The sequence below is a fragment of the Gorillibacterium timonense genome, from assembly GCF_001457415.1.
GTDB lineage: Bacteria > Bacillota > Bacilli > Paenibacillales > NBRC-103111 > Gorillibacterium > Gorillibacterium timonense.
This window is the reverse complement of record NZ_LN881721.1, coordinates 221286-237703: the sequence shown is the minus strand read 5'-3', so window position 1 is coordinate 237703 and position 16418 is coordinate 221286. Positions and strand designations below refer to the sequence as shown.

The window sequence follows — 16418 nt, the reverse complement described above, 5'->3', positions numbered from 1 at the left end:
GGTGCCCACAAACTCGTTCAATCGGTATCCGGTCCGTAAGCCCGGATTTCGATAACCTCGCTGGTCCGGCTGCCGGAAGTCGCCTCCACCAAGAGCCGCAAGGCTTTTGTCTTAACCAGCTGCTCAAGCCGATGAATCACCTTTCGCTTGCGGTTTTCCGCCTCGTGAACGACCTTCGTCCACTCGCCATTCCCATTCAGGTACTCCAGCCGGTATCGGCTCACAAGCTCCGGGATGATGCGAAACGGGGTGACATGATGATGCAGGTTGATCAAGTCGTCATTGACGTCGTCATTGAAGGTGAGGTGGATTTCAGACAAGCTTTGCTCCATCTCCCAGTCCAGCCGCAGCCACTCGGGTTTCCCCTCCTTCATAGGAAGCGACATCCACTGCTGCGGACCTCCATAGGGTCGGTGATAGCCGTTTGTCACATGATCCGCCTGATAAGCGTTGGTAGGCTCGCCCGTACGGAAGCAGAACGGCTGACGCGCCATGCGGCGCATGCCCCAGCGAGTGACGAGCTGATCCGGGGAATAGTCGCCCAGATCCGGATTTTTGTCGGAATCTTCGTTTCGAAAGAAAATCAGAACACCGCTGAGCGGTTCTGTCGAATGGTACAGGCTTAAAGAAGGATTGGCCTTGATGATTACAAAAGCGTTCTGCGGTTCATCCGGCTCCCAGCGGATATCGACGCCAACCCATTGGCGGCTCCCGGCAGCAACCGACACCTTCCGTTCTCCAATAAGGTCGTGGGGAATATAGTTTTCCTTGCGCCCGGTGTCCCACAGCTCGACGATGAGCTCTGTCGCCACCGCCGCGTCGAGCAGAAATTCGATTCCGTCGAGACGCGGATTTACCGGCAGAAGCAGGGCGACGTCGCCCGCGAGCGGACAAGCATCTCCAGGCTGCTCCACGGCGAGCCGGGTCTGAACACTGGAAGCGGTGACCTTAGCTTGCCGGGCCGCGTCCCGCTCGTCGGTGCTGCGCAGGCCGATGATCGAAGCGTCCGCCCTTAGAAGCGTCTGCCGCAGCTCGGCGAGCTTCTCCTGATAGAGCTGCCGGGGAGTCAGCCCATATTGGATGGCAAGAGCGGCCCCAATGCCGGCGGCCTCTCCGATTGCGGCACAGGTAGCCATGACGCGCGTCGTGCCGAAGGCGACATGGGAGGCGCTGATGTCGCGCCCGGCCATGAGCATGTTAGATACATTGGCGGAATAGAGCGAGCGGAAGGGGATGTGATAGATACCGTCCGGCTGCAGATGCTTGGAGCCGCTCGCCTCGGCATACATGCCTTGGGGCGGATGCAGGTCGATGGACCAGCCTCCGAAAGCGACTCCATCCTCGAATTCGCGCTGGGCGACGATATCGTTCTGATTCAGCACATAGTCTCCGGTGAAACGGCGGTATTCCCTTTTGCCCGGCAGAGAGCCGACCCATTCTAGCGTCAGATTGTCCGCGTCAAACTGACCCGAGTTCTTGATGTAGTCCCATATCCCGTAAATGACCGACGCCAGCTCGTCGCGGATCATCTCGTTGTCATGAACCGTGTCATGCTCTCCGCCCCATTCGATCCACCAGTAATGGCAGCCCGAGTCTCCGCTTTGGATGACGCGGCGGATTGGGATCGAGGTCGCGGTGATGTCCTTGGAGAAGCTTGGCGGAAGGAAGCGGACCGGCTTGCCGGTGTCCTTGGTATAGAACAGCATGGTGCTGCCGAGCGTGATGCCGTCGGCCACCTCAGGTGCCCATTCCTCTTGAAATTGACTGCGGGCTTCGCGCCCGATCATGAAGTCCGCACCGGCGAGAAATCCGATCAGCCCATCTCCCGTACAGTCGATGTACATCGGGCTCTTAAAGGTGATCCTGCGTTCAGCCCCCATCATCCAGCCAGTCACGGACTTGATCGTACGTTCTTCCCTGCTGCCCTGAGCTTCCACTTCGTGCACATCTGTATTCAAATAAAGGGTGATGTTCTTCTCCGCGTTCACCGCTTCCAGCACAACCAAATCCCACAGATACGGGTTGCCTTCGGGGTTACGGTATTGATTCTCCACGAACAGCTCGCCCATAATGCCGGTTTCCCGGGCATATCGGTTCAAGCCGTGCGCCGTTGCGCCGCAAACCCATACTCGAACCTCGCTGCTGGAATTGCCTCCAAGCACCGGTCGGTTCTGCACAAGCGCAACGGTTCGTCCTTGTCTCGCCGCCGCAATGGCGGCGCATACGCCTGCAAGCCCTCCGCCAATGACGGTGAGATCGCATTCCACTTGTTCAAGCCTCATGTCGAGGAATCCTCCTTCGAAATCGCTTCCATATCGATAATTTCATAATAATCATTATGATTTTCATTTAAAATGCACTAAACTATCATTATTCATATACTTTATTTCAAGAATGGAGCCCGTCATGAGACTGAGAAGCCACATCTATTGGCAGCGCAAAGCGGCATTCGCTATGCCCGTCGATCGCTACGAATCCTGGGTGATCTTCGGAGTGGAGAGCGGTCAGTTCCGCTATTCGATTGGAGAGAAGCGCGGAATCGCTGCGGAGGGCGATTTGGTGGTTTGTCCCCCGGGTGTCGATTTTGCCAGGGAAGTCGTGACGCCGCTCACCTTTCACTTCCTGCTGTTTGATCTGGAACCGGGTGACCCGCCCGAGCTGGCCCCGCCATCCGGCAAGGGTACGCTGAACGACCGGAAGCGACTGGCTTCCGATTATGCCTACCTGCGGCAGCTTGCCGATAGCAGCACCCCCGGGAGCCGATCCTGGGAATGGAAAACCCATCTCGTAGCCGATCTTCTGCACCTATATGCTTTGGAGCGCATCCTTGACGAGCAGAGCGCACTTCCGAGCGACGATCTCCTGATGGCCGAAGCAGCTCATTACATGGAACGGCACTTCGGAGAAGCGACCCAGCTGCAGAAACTCGCCGGACAGTTCGGCTTGAGCGCGGTTCAATTCACCCGCCGGTTCCGAGAGGCGTTCCAGGAGACCCCCTCACACTACTTGAAAAAGCTACGTCTGAGAAAAGCTTGCACGCTGCTGAATGAGACGGACCTGAAGCTTTCGCAGATCGCGGAGCTGTGCGGATACGAGAATGGCTTTTATTTGAGCCGGGTGTTCACTCGGGAAATGGGCGTGAGCCCCTCCGAATTCCGCCGGCTGAACCGGCTGTGACCTCTTGCCTCCTTTGCCGCCATCTTTTCCTGCTAATGCACGATACCCGCAACCGCTTCATCTTGCCGCTCGCATTCACCGTCATTGCCCGCATTCATGGGTGAACATCTCACAGGTACGGCAGTCCGCCGGACTGTCATGTGGTGTTGTTCTCCGAAGCTTACAGGCTTCCGCCGTTGTGATGAAAGCTGTCCGTGGATTTCAAAAGCAGAGCATCCGGCACCAAATTTTGATGGGAACCTCCTGCCTTCTGTGGTATAATCTAGGAAACCATTCAATTGAAGGGCAATGCTTTTCCGGTTATCGCCGGAGACAACCCCGCAGCTTTCTGCGGGGTTGTTTTTTTATTCCAAAGGAGGTATTCCTGTGACCGAACTGCAAGAACCAAGGCCGATCTTAACCCAAGAAGATCTGGTCCGGCAGTTGAAGGACTGCGGGCTGAAGGAAGGGCAAACCTTGATTGTCCACGTCTCGCTCCGCAAGCTGGGCTTTGTCGTGGGAGGAGCCGAAACCTTGATTCGGGCTCTTCTTGAGATCGTAGGCGAAGAGGGAACCTTGATGATGCCCTCTCAAACCTGGAAAAATCTCGACCCATCGACGGGTGTACATTGGGAGGAGCCGGTGGAATGGTGGCCGATCCTCCGCGAGCATTGGCCTGCTTACGACAAGGAGGTAACCCCCGCCATCGGCATGGGCGTAATGGCCGAGATGCTGCGGAAATGGCCGGGAGCGAAGCGCTCCGACCACCCTGCTCGATCCTTCGCCGCCGTGGGCAAGCATGCGGCCTATCTGACGGAAAACCATGATCTCCGCAACATTTTTGGCGAGGGTTCTCCATTGGACCGATTGTACAAACGGAATGGGCATGTCCTGCTGATCGGCGTAGGCTATGACAAGAATACCTCCCTGCATCTGGCTGAGACCCGGGCCGATTATCCTGCGAAGCATGAGGTGGAGGAGAGCAGCGCAATCCGAGTGGACGGAGTCCGCGAGTGGGTGACGTATTCGACCTTGGCTGTGGATGACGGCGATTTTGTCCAATTGGGAGACGAGTATGAGAAAGAGAAGGGTGTGAAGGTACACCGGGTCGGAAATGCTGAAGTCCGCCTCTTAGAGCAGCCTCAGTTGGTTGACTGGGCCGCCGCATGGATGGAAAAGCATCGGATCTGACGATGAAAGAGGCACAAGCCGATGATAAGGCTCGCATTCAAGAACAAGCGGGACGGACATCTATAACCGATTGAAAGCGGCAACATGGAAAAGGAATCAAGCCGAACAGCCGCGATGTCATGAGCATTAGGCTGGAAGAAGCGCCCGGCTGTCGAAACCGAAAAGGCTATTCCCCGTCTTCAAAGACCTGGGAATGGCCTTTTTTGCGCGTCTAATTATGCTTCATGAACCCATTCCCGCGAGGCTTGTCCCTCCTTCACTCAGCCGACCTTTACATTTTCTTCATATGATCCTTACGGAACGATAACATTTTATCTTTATTCTAAATAAGGTTAAGAGTGTCGGATTAGTAGAAAACCTGTAGAAATCCGTCGAGAAAACGACTGGATTCTGCAAAATGAGGAGGATGAAGAAATTGGCTCAGCTTGATCACAAACAGCCGCCAAGCACGAACGACAACGACGAACGGGAACGCCTGTCACTCCATTCGTCCGCACCCGCGGTCAGGAAGTCGCTGCGCCGCCTGCCTTGGAAAAAATGGCTGGCGGGAAGCCTGGCGTTAAGCCTGATGATCGGCCTGCTGCCTTCAGGGGCTCAAAAGGTTTCTGCCGCTGAGGTGAATGCAACGGGCGCCCCGGCTCAAGCCGTCATCATTACGGAGATCCTTCCCGATAATACTGGGACGGACAATTTCGAATTTTTTGAACTGCATAACGGTAGCAGCGAATCCCAGAATGTGACCGATGCGGTGTATTATCGGTATACAGATGGCAGCGGCAAGCCGGACGTGAAGATCACCCTTCCGGCGGAGAGCGTCCTGAATCCCGGAGAAACCAAGGTATTCTGGTACAATAACGCTAATAAGTCGATCACCGACTTCAACTCCTTCTATAAAGTGAACCTGACGGATACTCAACTGGTTCAGGTGCCAGCTAGCGGAAACAGCTTTCCGGGCTTCGCCAACGGCGGCGACCGCGCTCTCGTGCTCAAAAGCGGCGGAGTCGATACCGCTTCGGCCTCCTATCTGGGCAGCGACATCGGAGCCAATAAAGGAGTCCAATACCGGCCCTCCGGTCTGCCGGAGGAAATCAAGCTGGCCGTGCTGAGCGCCCCGACTCCCGGCACCATAACGCCGGAGCAGTTGGTCCCCCCCGCTCCAGCGGTTAACAAACCGGTCATCGGCCATACGCCGATTCAATCCGCACCGGGAGGCACGCCTCTGCAACTCACGGCCCAGTTGACGGATGGAAGCGGACAACCGCTCGCAAACGTCACAGCAGCGGTCTATTATCGCAGCCTCAGCCAAGCGGTCTATCAACAGGCACCGATGGTCACGACGGACGGCAAGAGCTACTCCGTCGAGATTCCCGGTGACGCGTTGAATGAACCGCAGCTTCTGTACTATATCCAAGCGGACAGCGAAGGCGGACGCACCTTGACGGACACGTATCCGGTTCAGGTTGAACTGGGTGAGGTAGATACCGACCGTCTGCCGGAGCTTCTCGTAACCGAAGTCGTGCCGGACTCGACCAATATCGGTGGCTCCGACGGGTATGAGTTCATCGAGATCTACAACAATACGGATCGCACCTTGAATTTTGGCGATTACAAGCTGTATTACCGCTACCCCGACAAAGGCCCCTCCGCCGATCTCACCTGGGCAACGAACCCGGAAGAGATCCTGATTCCTTCCAAGGGCAGCATCGTGCTGTGGGTCATCAATGCGGAAAACACGGCCGCAACAGCAGCCGACTTTAATGCCAATTACGGTTCGGCGTTGATTGAGGGACAGAATCTGTTCCGCATCAACAGCGCCGGCATGGCAAACGGCTCCCCGCGCGCACTTGTCGTCGGCACCAACACCCATGTGGATGTGTCCGTCGCCTCCTATATCAAGGATGACGTCAAGGTGAACATGGGCATCCAATACCAGTATCCGGTGGACGGCAGCAAGAACATGCTCAAGGTTCGTCCCGGAACGGAAGCCGCGACTCCCGGCCGTGTAGACGCTTGGCAGCTCCCCGCTCAGCCGGTCCACGTGTCGGACGATACAGAGAAGCCCGTCTTGACGGACCATACCGGCGCTGTCACCGCCGATCCTTCGAAGGATCTGGAGATCCGACTCGAGGCTACCGACAACCGGAGCATCAAATCCGTTCAGTTCAGCTACCGTACGGATCGCCAAACCGAACCGACGAAGATCTACCTAACTCAAGATTACAACGATACCTTCTATCACCAACTGATTCCGGCCGCCGATCTGATCGGCAAAGAGTATGTGGAGTACTCGGCTGTCGTATCGGATGGACAGAACCGGACCGAACTTCCTGCCGTTCGCGTAGAGGTGAAGGATAACCGGGACAAGTCCCCGCTGCGCCTGAACGTACAGGACGGACAGTTTATCCGGGGCTCCTTCGTACTGAAAGGGACAGCGGAGCAGGAGCTTCCTGGCCAGCTTCAGTTAGCCATCGATGGTACTGTTCTCACACAAGGAACGTACCAGGCGTTGGAGCAGGACGCTTATCTCGCTTTCGACGCGAGCGGAGTGGATTACTATTTCAAAAACGCCGTCACGATCGGCGACGAAATTCTGTATACGTTCATGGACCCGATTCCTTCCTGGAAAACGCTGCTGTTCCCGATCAACGACGAACGGTTGATGGCAGGCGAGAATGGCATCTGGATCCGTTCCGGCTCCAAGTCGGGACCGTTTGACGACCGTCCCGAGGAGAACAAGGACGACTTCCAGATCCGCAATGTTCGCTTGATTCTCGCAGACGGAACGGAGATCTACGATCCGGCGTTCGCCGATCGCAGCAAGGTTCTGGATATGGGCGATTCCGCCGGCAAGCATGTCGGACTCGAGTTCAAGTTCTCGCTGCTTCAAGAGCAACTGCGCTCCCGCACCTATGCCTGGGACACAACCGCCCTTGCCGATGGACCTCACAGCGTATCGGTGACAGGTGCATCCGGCACCATCAACGCAGATGTGATGATCGACAACACCGCCCCGGTCATTGAGCCGACGGTTGCGGATGGCAAGGAATACCGCGGAGCGTTCACGCTGGATGCGACGGTCAGCGATGCCTTGTCCGGCATCAAGTCCGGCACCGTCTCCGCCACCCTGGACGGCAAGCCGCTGCAGATTCCGTATGCTACAACTAGCGCAGCTCTCGGCGAAGGCACACATGTACTCGCCATCTCCGCCGAGGACAATGTCGGCAACAAGTCGGAGCGCACCGTCCACTTCCAAGTACCGGACGAAAATCCGTTGGCGCCTGAGCTCGTATCGCCTGCACAAGGTTCCACGGTTCAAGGAACTACTGCTGCTTTGACCGTGCGGGTGACCGACCCTACGGGCGATCCGATGAAAGTCGGCTTCTATCAAGGCTTTCTGCACAGCGCCGCTCATCCCGAATCCTTCAAGGCTTTCACCGGGCAGGCCGCTATTGAGCCTCCACCCGTGCTGAAGCCGGAAGGCGAGCGCGAGCTGACGCAGCAAGAGTATGCCTCCATCGCCGCAGGCGACGGCGACAAGCTGGTGAACGATTCGACCGATGCGTTCCCTTATCACCGCTTTGAGATCAAGCTCGACGCTTCCGTCCAGCCGAAGGACGAGGTCAAGCTGGAGTGGACGGGCAGCTCGCTAGCCGGACGCAAAGTATCGCTGTATGCCTGGAATTTGGCAGATAACAAGTGGGAGCGCCTCGCTCAGCACATTCCAGCCGATGAAAGCTCGTTCACGCTCCAAGCCTCGGTAACCGCAGGAGCCTACTCCTTGAACGGCATCGTGAACGTCCTCGTACAGGACGAGGTAGCTGCGGGAGACAAGGATTATGACTTCTCCTTCGTCTGGATGTCCGACACCCAGTATTATTCGGAGAGCTGGCCGGAAATCTATGAAGGCAATACAAAATGGGTCATGGATAACAAGGATGCCATGAACATCAAGTATGTCATTCATACCGGCGACATCGTAGACAACGCAAGTAAAGTGACTCAGTGGGAAAATGCGCAGAAAGCGATGAAAGTATTCGATGACGGAGGAATGCCTTACGGTGTGCTCGCAGGCAACCACGACGTCGGCCATCAGAATTCCGACTATACGGAATACTGGAAGCATTATGGCGAAGACCGCTTTAAGGACAAGTCCTACTATGGCGGCTCCTACCAGAACAACCGCGGCCATTACGATCTGATCTCGGCCGGGGGCAATGATTTCATCATCGTGTACATGGGCTGGAACATCGGAACGGAACAGATTCAATGGGTTGACGATGTGCTGAAGCAGTATCCAGAGCGCAAGGCGATCCTTGCTTTCCATGAATATCTGTTGGTCTCGGGCAACCGTGCCCCGATCGCAGATGAAATCTACGAGCATGTGGTGAAGACCAACAAAAACGTATTTGCCGTCCTGTCCGGCCACTATCATGACGCTGAGACGCTCGTCGATGAAATCGACGACAATGGAGACGGCGTGCCGGATCGCAAGGTCTATCAGATGCTGGCCGATTATCAGGGAGCGGAGAAAGGCGGCCTTGGCTACATCCGCTTGATGCAGTTCAACCTGGCGGAAAACAAGATCAATATCAAGACGTTCTCGCCTTATCTCAACGAATACAACTACTACAAGCCGGACGAATACCCCGGCAAGGATGAATTCAGCCTGAACGTGGATCTGACTCCGATGGTTAAACGGGTCGCAACCGATTCCATGAAGGCAAGCGTGTATACAAACTCGCGCATCGGCGAAGTCGCGAACATCGCAAGCGGCGGCGAAGCCAGCGCCATCTGGACCGGCCTAAGCGCCGATCGCACCTACCAATGGTATGCCGTTGTCGAGGACGACAACAGCGGATATGTGCGTTCGGATATTTGGAACTTCAAGACGGCAGGAGAAGCCGTAACACCGACGCCTTCTCCGAGCGTGACGCCTTCGCCAAGCGAGACACCGTCCCCGAGCGAGACGCCTTCTCCGAGTGCGACGCCTTCTCCGAGTGCGACGCCTTCTCCGAGTGCGACGCCTTCTCCGAGTGCGACGCCTTCTCCGAGTGCGACGCCTTCTCCGAGCGAGACGCCATCTCCGAGCCCCGCGCCGGAATTCAACGACGTGAAGGCGGGCCATTGGGCAAGCGAAGCTATCGCTCGCGCAGCGGAGCTCGGAATCGTCAGCGGAGATGGGGATGGCAGGTTCCGCCCTGACGCCGGTGTGAGCCGGGCCGAACTGGTCACCATGCTCGGCCGTGCATTGGGCTGGACGAATGACAGCAGTTCGCCCAACAGCTTCAAGGACGCGGCTTCCATTCCCGCCTACGCCCGCGGGTTTGCAGCACAGGCAGCGGCAGCCGGTATTCTGAGCGGCTACACGGATGGCAGCTTCGGCCCGAGCCGAACGATGACCCGAGCCGAGCTGGCCGTGCTCATCTCCCGCGCAATGGGATTAAGTCCGGAAGCCGGATTGAAACCAAGCTTTGCGGATGCCGGGAAGATTCCGGCCTGGGCGGCAGCCCATGTGGCGGCCGTGCAGAAGGCCGGACTCATGAATGGAATCGGCGGCAACCGGTTTGCCCCAGATGAGCAGGTTACGCGCGCTCAAGCGGCCACGCTGCTCATCCGACTGATCGATAGCGGTGCAGTCGAAAACTAAACGAAAGCAAATCAGGCGGCTTCAGAAGCGGGATGACTCCCGCGGCTGAAGCCGCCTTTTTTCATACTCTTTATTCTACTGTCCGGATACAGCCTAACCCGCCATTCAGTCCTTCAAGGGCAGCTTGCTGAGCGACTCCTTGATGCGCAGGATCGCTTCCTTATATCTCTCCGTATCCTTCATCGTTCCGTACATGATGCGCAGGAAGCCTTCCCCATTCGCTCCGAACCAGGTGCCCGGAGAGATTCCCACATTGGCATCCTTTGCGAGATAATCACGGATTTCGACCGAGGTGCCGAGCTTTGATATATTGATCCAGAAATAGAAGCCCGCATCCGGCGGAAGAACCTCCACCCCGGGGATCGAGCTCAACTGCTCCAGGCCGAAGCGACGGCGTTCGTCGTAGATCCGGTTCCAATCGTCTACATAGGAAGGGTCCTGCAGAGCGGCGACCACTCCATACTGGGCGAACGTGTTAGTTGGGCCGACATAGTTGAACGTGGCGACCTTCAGCATATCGATGATCGGCTTCGGAGCAACCATATATGCGACACGGTAGCCGGTGAGCCCGAAATCCTTCGAGGTGCCAAACACGGAGATGGTCCTCTCCTTCATACCGGGCAGCGTAGCGAAGGTGATGTATTCTTTCTCGTCGTAGATGGTCCGCTCGAAGCTCTGGTCGACGACGACCATCAGGTCGTGCTTTTCCAGAAAAGCAGCCAACTGCTCCAGCACTTCTCGCGTATAGACCGTGGTCGTCGGGTTATTCGGATGCGTCAGCACGAGGCAGCGGGTATGCGGGGTGACACGCTTCTCCAGCTCTTCTATGCGCAATTGAAAGCCGTCTTCCATATAAGTCGGGACGCTGACGCTGATTGCGCCCATCTGGTACACATCGTTGAAATTTTCAGCGAAGCCGGGATCAATGTTGAGCACTTCATCGCCTTGATTCGGCCGGATGCAAATGCGAATGCCGACAAACAAGCCGAAGGCCGAGCTCGGAACGACGATCAGCTCATGCTCGGGGTCGACATCGAGGCCGTTAAACTCCTTCAGCTTCTTGACCAGCGCTTCCTTCAGCTCCGGCACCGCGTAGCTGTTGTCGAGTGCGTAATGCGTCTTGCCTTCGTCGAGCGCCCGTTTCGTCGCTTCAATGACATGCGCAGGGATGCACGGATCGGGAAAAAAGGGATCCGCCCCGAGCAGCATCAGCTTCTTGTCTGGGTCCATTCCGTCGTAAGCCGAGAAATCCGGCGATTTCAGCTTCAGCCAACTCTCATCAAACTTCATGTCCAAATATCCTCCTGTCATCTCGGTCGCCCAAGCTTTTTATGGCCCTTATCCGCTCACTGAAAGCGTAAACGGTACAACCTTATCTGTAATGGCAAGCCACGTGATGGCCTCCCCCTATGTCCCGGAACACCGGTTCTTCAAGCGAGCAGCGTTCCGTCGCCTCCGGGCAGCGGGTGCGGAAGCGGCAGCCGCTCGGGGGATTGACCGGGCTCGGCACATCGCCCTGCAGAATGATCCGCTCCCGCTTCGCGCCTGCAATCGGCTGCGGAATGGCCGAGAGCAAAGCGCGCGTATACGGGTGCTGCGGGTTGCTGTAGAGCGAGCGTTTGTCTGCAAGCTCGACCATTTTGCCGAGATACATAACCCCGACCCTGCTGCTGATGTGCTTGACGACCCGAAGGTCGTGGGAGATGAAGAGGTAGGTGAGGCCGAGCTTGTCCTGCAAGTCTTTCATCAGGTTCACGACCTGCGCCTGGATCGATACGTCCAGCGCCGATACAGGCTCGTCGCAGACGACGAATTTCGGCTGTAGCGCAAGAGCGCGGGCGATGCCGATCCGCTGCCGCTGGCCTCCACTGAATTCGTGCGGATACCGGGTGATGTGCTCGGGCCGCAGCCCGACGACGGCCAGCAGCTCTCGAACCTTCTCCTCCCGCTCGCGGGCCGACAGCTTCTCATGCGCCTTGAACGCTTCTCCAATGATGCTGGCCACTGTCTTGCGCGGATCGAGCGAGGCGTACGGGTCCTGGAAGATGATCTGCATCTCGCGGCGCATGCTGCGCATATCGCCGCGGTTCAGCTTCAGGATGTCCATCCCCTCGAACAGCACCTCGCCATCCGTCGGCTCGATAAGACGCAGGAGAGCGCGGCCGGTTGTGGACTTGCCGCAGCCGGATTCCCCGACAATGCCGAGCGTTTCCCCTCGGTTAATCGTAAAATCGAGGCCGTCTACCGCCTTCACGTACTGGCGGTCACGCCCGAACAGCCCTCCCCCACCCACCGGGAAATGCACCTTCAAACCGTTGACTTCAAGCAGCGTCTCGCTCATTGGGCATCCTCCTCTACGGCGTCGCTGTGCAGGAAGCACCTGACCTTGTGCCCTTTGCTTTCCGTAAGTGCGGGCTGGTGCTGCGTACACTTCTCCATCGCATGCTTGCAGCGGGGAGCGAACCGGCAGCCGGACGGCATCGCATAGACATTCGGAACGAGTCCCTCGATCGTCTCCAGCCGCTCGACCTCCTCGTGGATATCCGGAATCGAGGCCAACAGTCCGAGGGTGTAGGGATGAAGCGGATTCGCGAAGACGGCGCTCACCTCTCCGTGCTCCACGACCTTGCCCGCGTACATGACCATCACCTCGTCGGCTACCTCCGCCACGACGCCCAGGTCATGGGTGATGAGCATGATCGCCGTTCCGAGCCGGTCCTTCAAATCCTTCATCAGCTCCAAAATCTGCGCCTGGATCGTCACATCGAGCGCCGTCGTCGGCTCGTCCGCGATGAGCAGCGCGGGGTTGCAGGCGAGCGCCATCGCGATCATGACACGCTGCCGCATGCCGCCGCTGAGCTGATGCGGATACTCGTGCACCCTTTTTTCCGGCAGAGGAATCCCGACGAGCCTCAGCATCTCGATGCTCTTCAGCGTCGCTTGCTGCGTGGTCATGCCTTGATGCAGCTTGAGCACCTCATTGATCTGATTGCCGACCGTGAAGACGGGATTGAGCGAGGTCATCGGCTCCTGGAAGATCATCGAGATGCGGTTGCCCCGGATCGCCTGCATGTCCTTTTCCGATTTCGCAAGCAGGTCCTCCCCGCCAAAGCGGATTTCACCGGAGACGATTTTGCCTACGGGCTCAGCCACAAGCCGCATTACTGACAGGGACGTCACGCTCTTGCCACAGCCTGACTCGCCGACGATGCCTAGAGTCTTGCCTTTATCGAGAGCAAAATCGATCCCATCCACCGATTTCGCAACGCCTTCTTCCGTAAAAAAGTACGTTTTGAGCCCTTTGACCTCAAGCAGCTGTTCCATGCGATTTTGCCTCCTTCACCTGCTTGTTCGATTCCCTCAGTGGATTTGGAGCAAGCGCGGACACCGCGTCAGCACCTCGCATCCACCCTCCGTAACCCTTACGATATCTTCTATGCGCACGCCGCCAACATTCGGAACGTAAAGCCCCGGTTCGACGGTGAACACCATTCCCGGGACAATCACGTCCCGGCTATCCATGACGACGCGCGGCTGTTCATGAATCTGCAGGCCGACGCCATGACCGAGCCCTCGCAGGCTGTAGGCTTCCAACCCTTCTGCCACAAACAGGCTTCGATGCACCGAGTCGAGCTCGCCGCAAGTCATACCGGGCTTGATCGCCGCGATGGAATCGTCCAGCGCCTTGTTCACCAGATAATAGAGAGCGAGAATGTCCGGCTCCGGGACGCCGACCCATAGAGTCCGCGTCATATCGCCGTGATAGCCTTGATACGTGGCGCCAAAATCGACGACGACCATCTCCCCCGGCCGGATCGCTTTGTCCGTCGCCGTTCCGTGCGGAAGTGACGAGCGCTTGCCGGAGGCGACGATGGTGCCGAATGCTGGCCCCTCGCTGCCCAACTGGGCCATCCGATACTCCAGCTCGATCTGGATATCCCGTTCGGTGATACCGGGCGACAGCTGCGGAACAAGCTGCTGAAGGGCGCGGTCTCCGATCTGGATCGCTTTTCGGATGCAGGCGATCTCCTCTTCGTCCTTCACGGCCCGATTCGCCAAGCCGAAGTCCTCCAACGGCACCCATTCCACCTCCGGAATCGCCGAGCGCAGCCGAATGACGGCGGCATCCGTCAACAGCTCCGAAACATAGCCGATCCGACCGGCCTTGAGCGTGAGTGCTTCTTCCCGCAGGGTCGGCATGGCGTCGAGGCCGTGGGTGACGATCCGCCACCCCTCTGCCTGCGCTTCGGCTTGCTCGGTATAGCGTGAGTCCGTGATCAGGACCTCCTTGTCCGCCGTGACAAACAGGTGCCCGTTGCTGCCGGTGAAGCCGGAATAGTACACCCGGTTCTCCTCGGATGAAAGATAGACGCCATCCAGCTCGCGATGAGAGAGCATGTCCCTGATCTTGTCCAATCGTTGCTGCTTCATCGGATTCCCTCTTCTTTCGCTATCTTCGTCCACGCACTTCCTTCTCTTGCTTCTTCGCTTACTTGCGTCCTTTCAACTTCGGATCAAGCGCATCCCGCAGGCCGTCACCGATGAAGTTGATGCTGAGCACGGTGAGCAGGATGGCGATCCCCGGATACATCCAGATCCAATACTTAAAGCGCAGCACCATGATCGACATCGCTTCGTTCAGCATGTTGCCCCAGCTTGGCGTAGGCTGCTGCACCCCGACACCGAGAAAGCTTAACGCTGCCTCTGTCAGGATGGCGTCCGCCGTCATCAGCGTCGCCTGAACGAGGATCGGAGCCATGATATTCGGCAGAATGTGCTGGAGGATGATTGAAAAGTCGCTGACGCCGAGCGCCTTGGATGCCTGAACGTATTCCAGCTCGCGCACGCGGAGGATTTCACCCCGTACGAGCCGCGCGGTGCTCGTCCAGCTGACGAGCCCGATGATGATCATGACGTTGTAAATGCTCGGCTTGAGCAGCGTGGAGACGGTGATGATGAGGAACATGACGGGAAAGCAGTACACCACGTCCACGACCCGCATGATGATCGAATCCGTCCACTTGCCGTAATAACCCGCTAGTGAGCCAAGCAGCACGCCGAGCACCGTCGAAATCGTCACCGAAACGATGCCGACGCTGAGGGAGACCCGGCCGGCATACAGCAGCCTCGACAGCACATCCCGGCCAAGGCTGTCGGTGCCGAGAATATAGGTATTCGAAGGCTTGGCCATAATATCCAGGCCGCCTGCCGCGTTCTTGATCGACTGAAACGGGTTGTGCGGCGCGAGCAGCGGAGCAAGCAGCGAGGCGAGGATCAGCAGGCCGATAAAGCCGAGGCCAAACACGGCCAGCTTATTTTTCTTGTACCGCCGCCATGTCTGATGGCCTGCTCCCGCCGCTCGGAGCTGCTTCTTCGTCTTTGGAATTCCGCCGTCTTGAATCATATCCACGGTCAATTCCCTCCTCTCTCGCTTATTTGGTTAGGCGAATCTTCGGATCGGCCACCGCGTACAGAACGTCGGCCGTAAGATTGCCCACGAGCACGAGCAGGGAGGTGAAGAGGTTAAGGCCCATGATCACCGGATACTCCCGTGCCGTTATCGCTTGAATGCCCAGACTGCCCATACCCGGCCAGTTGAAGATCGTCTCGGTGATATAGGCTCCGCCGAACAGCGTCGGAATCGAGATGCCGAACATCGTGATGACCGGGATGATCGCATTGCGCAGCGCGTGCTTGTATTTGACCATCCCGCCGCCCAGTCCCTTGGCGCGAGCGGTGCGGATGTAGTCGTTGGTCAATACCTCGATCATGCTCGACCGGGTGAAGCGCATGATGACGGCGAGATTGGGCAGCGCCAGCACGATTGCCGGCAGCACGAGATGCCGCAGCTTGTCGAGGAAGATCGCCCCCGCTCCCCCCTGCAGGTTGATGGTGGCAAGCCCCGAGGTCGGAAACCAGTTCAGCTTGACCGCGAACAGGTAGATGAGCGCGATCCCGAAGAAGAACGAGGGGACCGAGATACCGATGAACGAGAATATGGTGAGGCCGTAATCGCGCTTGGTGTACTTGTTCGTTGCCGAATAGACACCGAGCGGAACGCCGACGATGAAGCTGAGCAGAAAAGCCGTAACCGTCAGCAGGAGCGTAGCCGGCAGGCGCTCTCCGATCATGGTGGCCACGGACTGCCCTGTCTTGACGGTATACCCCAGATTGCCCTGAACGATCTGCCCGAGCCAGCGAAAATACTGCACGATCAGCGGATCATTGAGGCCCATCCGCTCCTGCGCCCGCGCCAGCTCCGCCGTTGAGATTCGCGGATCGATCATCGTCTGCATCGGATTGCCGGGAGTGATCTGCATGATGAGAAAGGTGAGCAGCGTAATCCCGACCATGAGCGGCAAGGTCGACAGAATCCGTTTGATCAAATAGTGTTGCACGGTGGTTCCTCCCTTCTGACGAAACG

The 16418-nt window shown here is 57.6% G+C and carries 10 protein-coding genes; 3 read left to right on the top strand and 7 right to left on the bottom strand.

Annotated features, from left to right (window positions below):
- Nucleotides 1-17 precede the first annotated feature (17 nt).
- Nucleotides 18-2282, bottom strand: a complete 2265-nt coding sequence (locus BN2684_RS03200) for an FAD-dependent oxidoreductase (RefSeq protein ID WP_058300734.1) — start codon at nucleotides 2280-2282, stop codon at nucleotides 18-20.
- Between the two features lie 124 nt (nucleotides 2283-2406).
- Here BN2684_RS03200 and BN2684_RS03195 point away from each other — a divergent pair, with 124 nt between their 5' ends.
- The 3 genes from BN2684_RS03195 to BN2684_RS03185 all read left to right on the top strand — a co-directional run bounded on the left by BN2684_RS03195 (nucleotide 2407) and on the right by BN2684_RS03185 (nucleotide 9994).
- Complete coding sequence (locus tag BN2684_RS03195) at nucleotides 2407-3177, top strand: AraC family transcriptional regulator (protein ID WP_058300733.1); 771 nt, start codon at nucleotides 2407-2409, stop codon at nucleotides 3175-3177.
- A gap of 366 nt (nucleotides 3178-3543) precedes the next feature.
- Entirely contained in the window at nucleotides 3544-4347 is an 804-nt protein-coding gene (locus BN2684_RS03190) for an AAC(3) family N-acetyltransferase (protein ID WP_058300732.1), read from the top strand.
- 406 nt (nucleotides 4348-4753) lie between these two features.
- A complete protein-coding gene (locus BN2684_RS03185) occupies nucleotides 4754-9994 on the top strand; it encodes an S-layer homology domain-containing protein (RefSeq protein WP_159065754.1) in 5241 nt (1746 codons plus the stop codon).
- 105 nt (nucleotides 9995-10099) lie between these two features.
- On the opposite strand, the gene BN2684_RS03180 is transcribed toward BN2684_RS03185, so the two are convergent.
- The 6 genes from BN2684_RS03180 to BN2684_RS03155 form a co-directional block, all read right to left on the bottom strand.
- Nucleotides 10100-11284, bottom strand: coding sequence for a pyridoxal phosphate-dependent aminotransferase (locus BN2684_RS03180; RefSeq protein ID WP_058300730.1), 1185 nt, complete (start codon nucleotides 11282-11284; stop codon nucleotides 10100-10102).
- A gap of 82 nt (nucleotides 11285-11366) precedes the next feature.
- The gene (locus BN2684_RS03175) at nucleotides 11367-12335 is read right to left on the bottom strand and encodes an ABC transporter ATP-binding protein (protein ID WP_058300729.1); all 969 of its coding nucleotides are present in this window, start codon (nucleotides 12333-12335) and stop codon (nucleotides 11367-11369) included.
- Nucleotides 12332-13318: an ABC transporter ATP-binding protein gene (locus BN2684_RS03170; RefSeq protein WP_058300728.1), complete on the bottom strand. Its 987-nt coding sequence runs from the start codon at nucleotides 13316-13318 to the stop codon at nucleotides 12332-12334. The genes BN2684_RS03175 and BN2684_RS03170 overlap by 4 nt, the downstream gene beginning before the upstream one ends.
- Before the next feature lie 36 nt (nucleotides 13319-13354).
- Nucleotides 13355-14425 (bottom strand): M24 family metallopeptidase, encoded by a 1071-nt coding sequence (locus tag BN2684_RS03165; protein WP_058300727.1) that lies wholly within the window; start codon nucleotides 14423-14425, stop codon nucleotides 13355-13357.
- Nucleotides 14426-14483: 58 nt separating this feature from the next.
- Nucleotides 14484-15398 (bottom strand): oligopeptide ABC transporter permease, encoded by a 915-nt coding sequence (gene opp4C / locus BN2684_RS03160; RefSeq protein ID WP_082651759.1) that lies wholly within the window; start codon nucleotides 15396-15398, stop codon nucleotides 14484-14486.
- A 28-nt stretch (nucleotides 15399-15426) separates the two neighbouring features.
- Nucleotides 15427-16392, bottom strand: coding sequence for an ABC transporter permease (locus BN2684_RS03155; protein WP_058300726.1), 966 nt, complete (start codon nucleotides 16390-16392; stop codon nucleotides 15427-15429).
- Nucleotides 16393-16418 lie beyond the last annotated feature (26 nt).

What these genes read in the sequence shown, in the direction of transcription:
- BN2684_RS03200 (WP_058300734.1), bottom strand. Translation starts at nt 2,282, where the DNA reads ATGAGGCTTGAACAAGTGGAATGCGATCTCACCGTCATTGGCGGAGGG.
- BN2684_RS03165 (WP_058300727.1), bottom strand. Translation starts at nt 14,425, where the DNA reads ATGAAGCAGCAACGATTGGACAAGATCAGGGACATGCTCTCTCATCGC.
- BN2684_RS03180 (WP_058300730.1), bottom strand. Translation starts at nt 11,284, where the DNA reads ATGAAGTTTGATGAGAGTTGGCTGAAGCTGAAATCGCCGGATTTCTCG.
- BN2684_RS03195 (WP_058300733.1), top strand. Translation starts at nt 2,407, where the DNA reads ATGAGACTGAGAAGCCACATCTATTGGCAGCGCAAAGCGGCATTCGCT.
- BN2684_RS03170 (WP_058300728.1), bottom strand. Translation starts at nt 13,318, where the DNA reads ATGGAACAGCTGCTTGAGGTCAAAGGGCTCAAAACGTACTTTTTTACG.
- opp4C (WP_082651759.1), bottom strand. Translation starts at nt 15,398, where the DNA reads ATGATTCAAGACGGCGGAATTCCAAAGACGAAGAAGCAGCTCCGAGCG.
- BN2684_RS03175 (WP_058300729.1), bottom strand. Translation starts at nt 12,335, where the DNA reads ATGAGCGAGACGCTGCTTGAAGTCAACGGTTTGAAGGTGCATTTCCCG.
- BN2684_RS03185 (WP_159065754.1), top strand. Translation starts at nt 4,754, where the DNA reads ATGAAGAAATTGGCTCAGCTTGATCACAAACAGCCGCCAAGCACGAAC.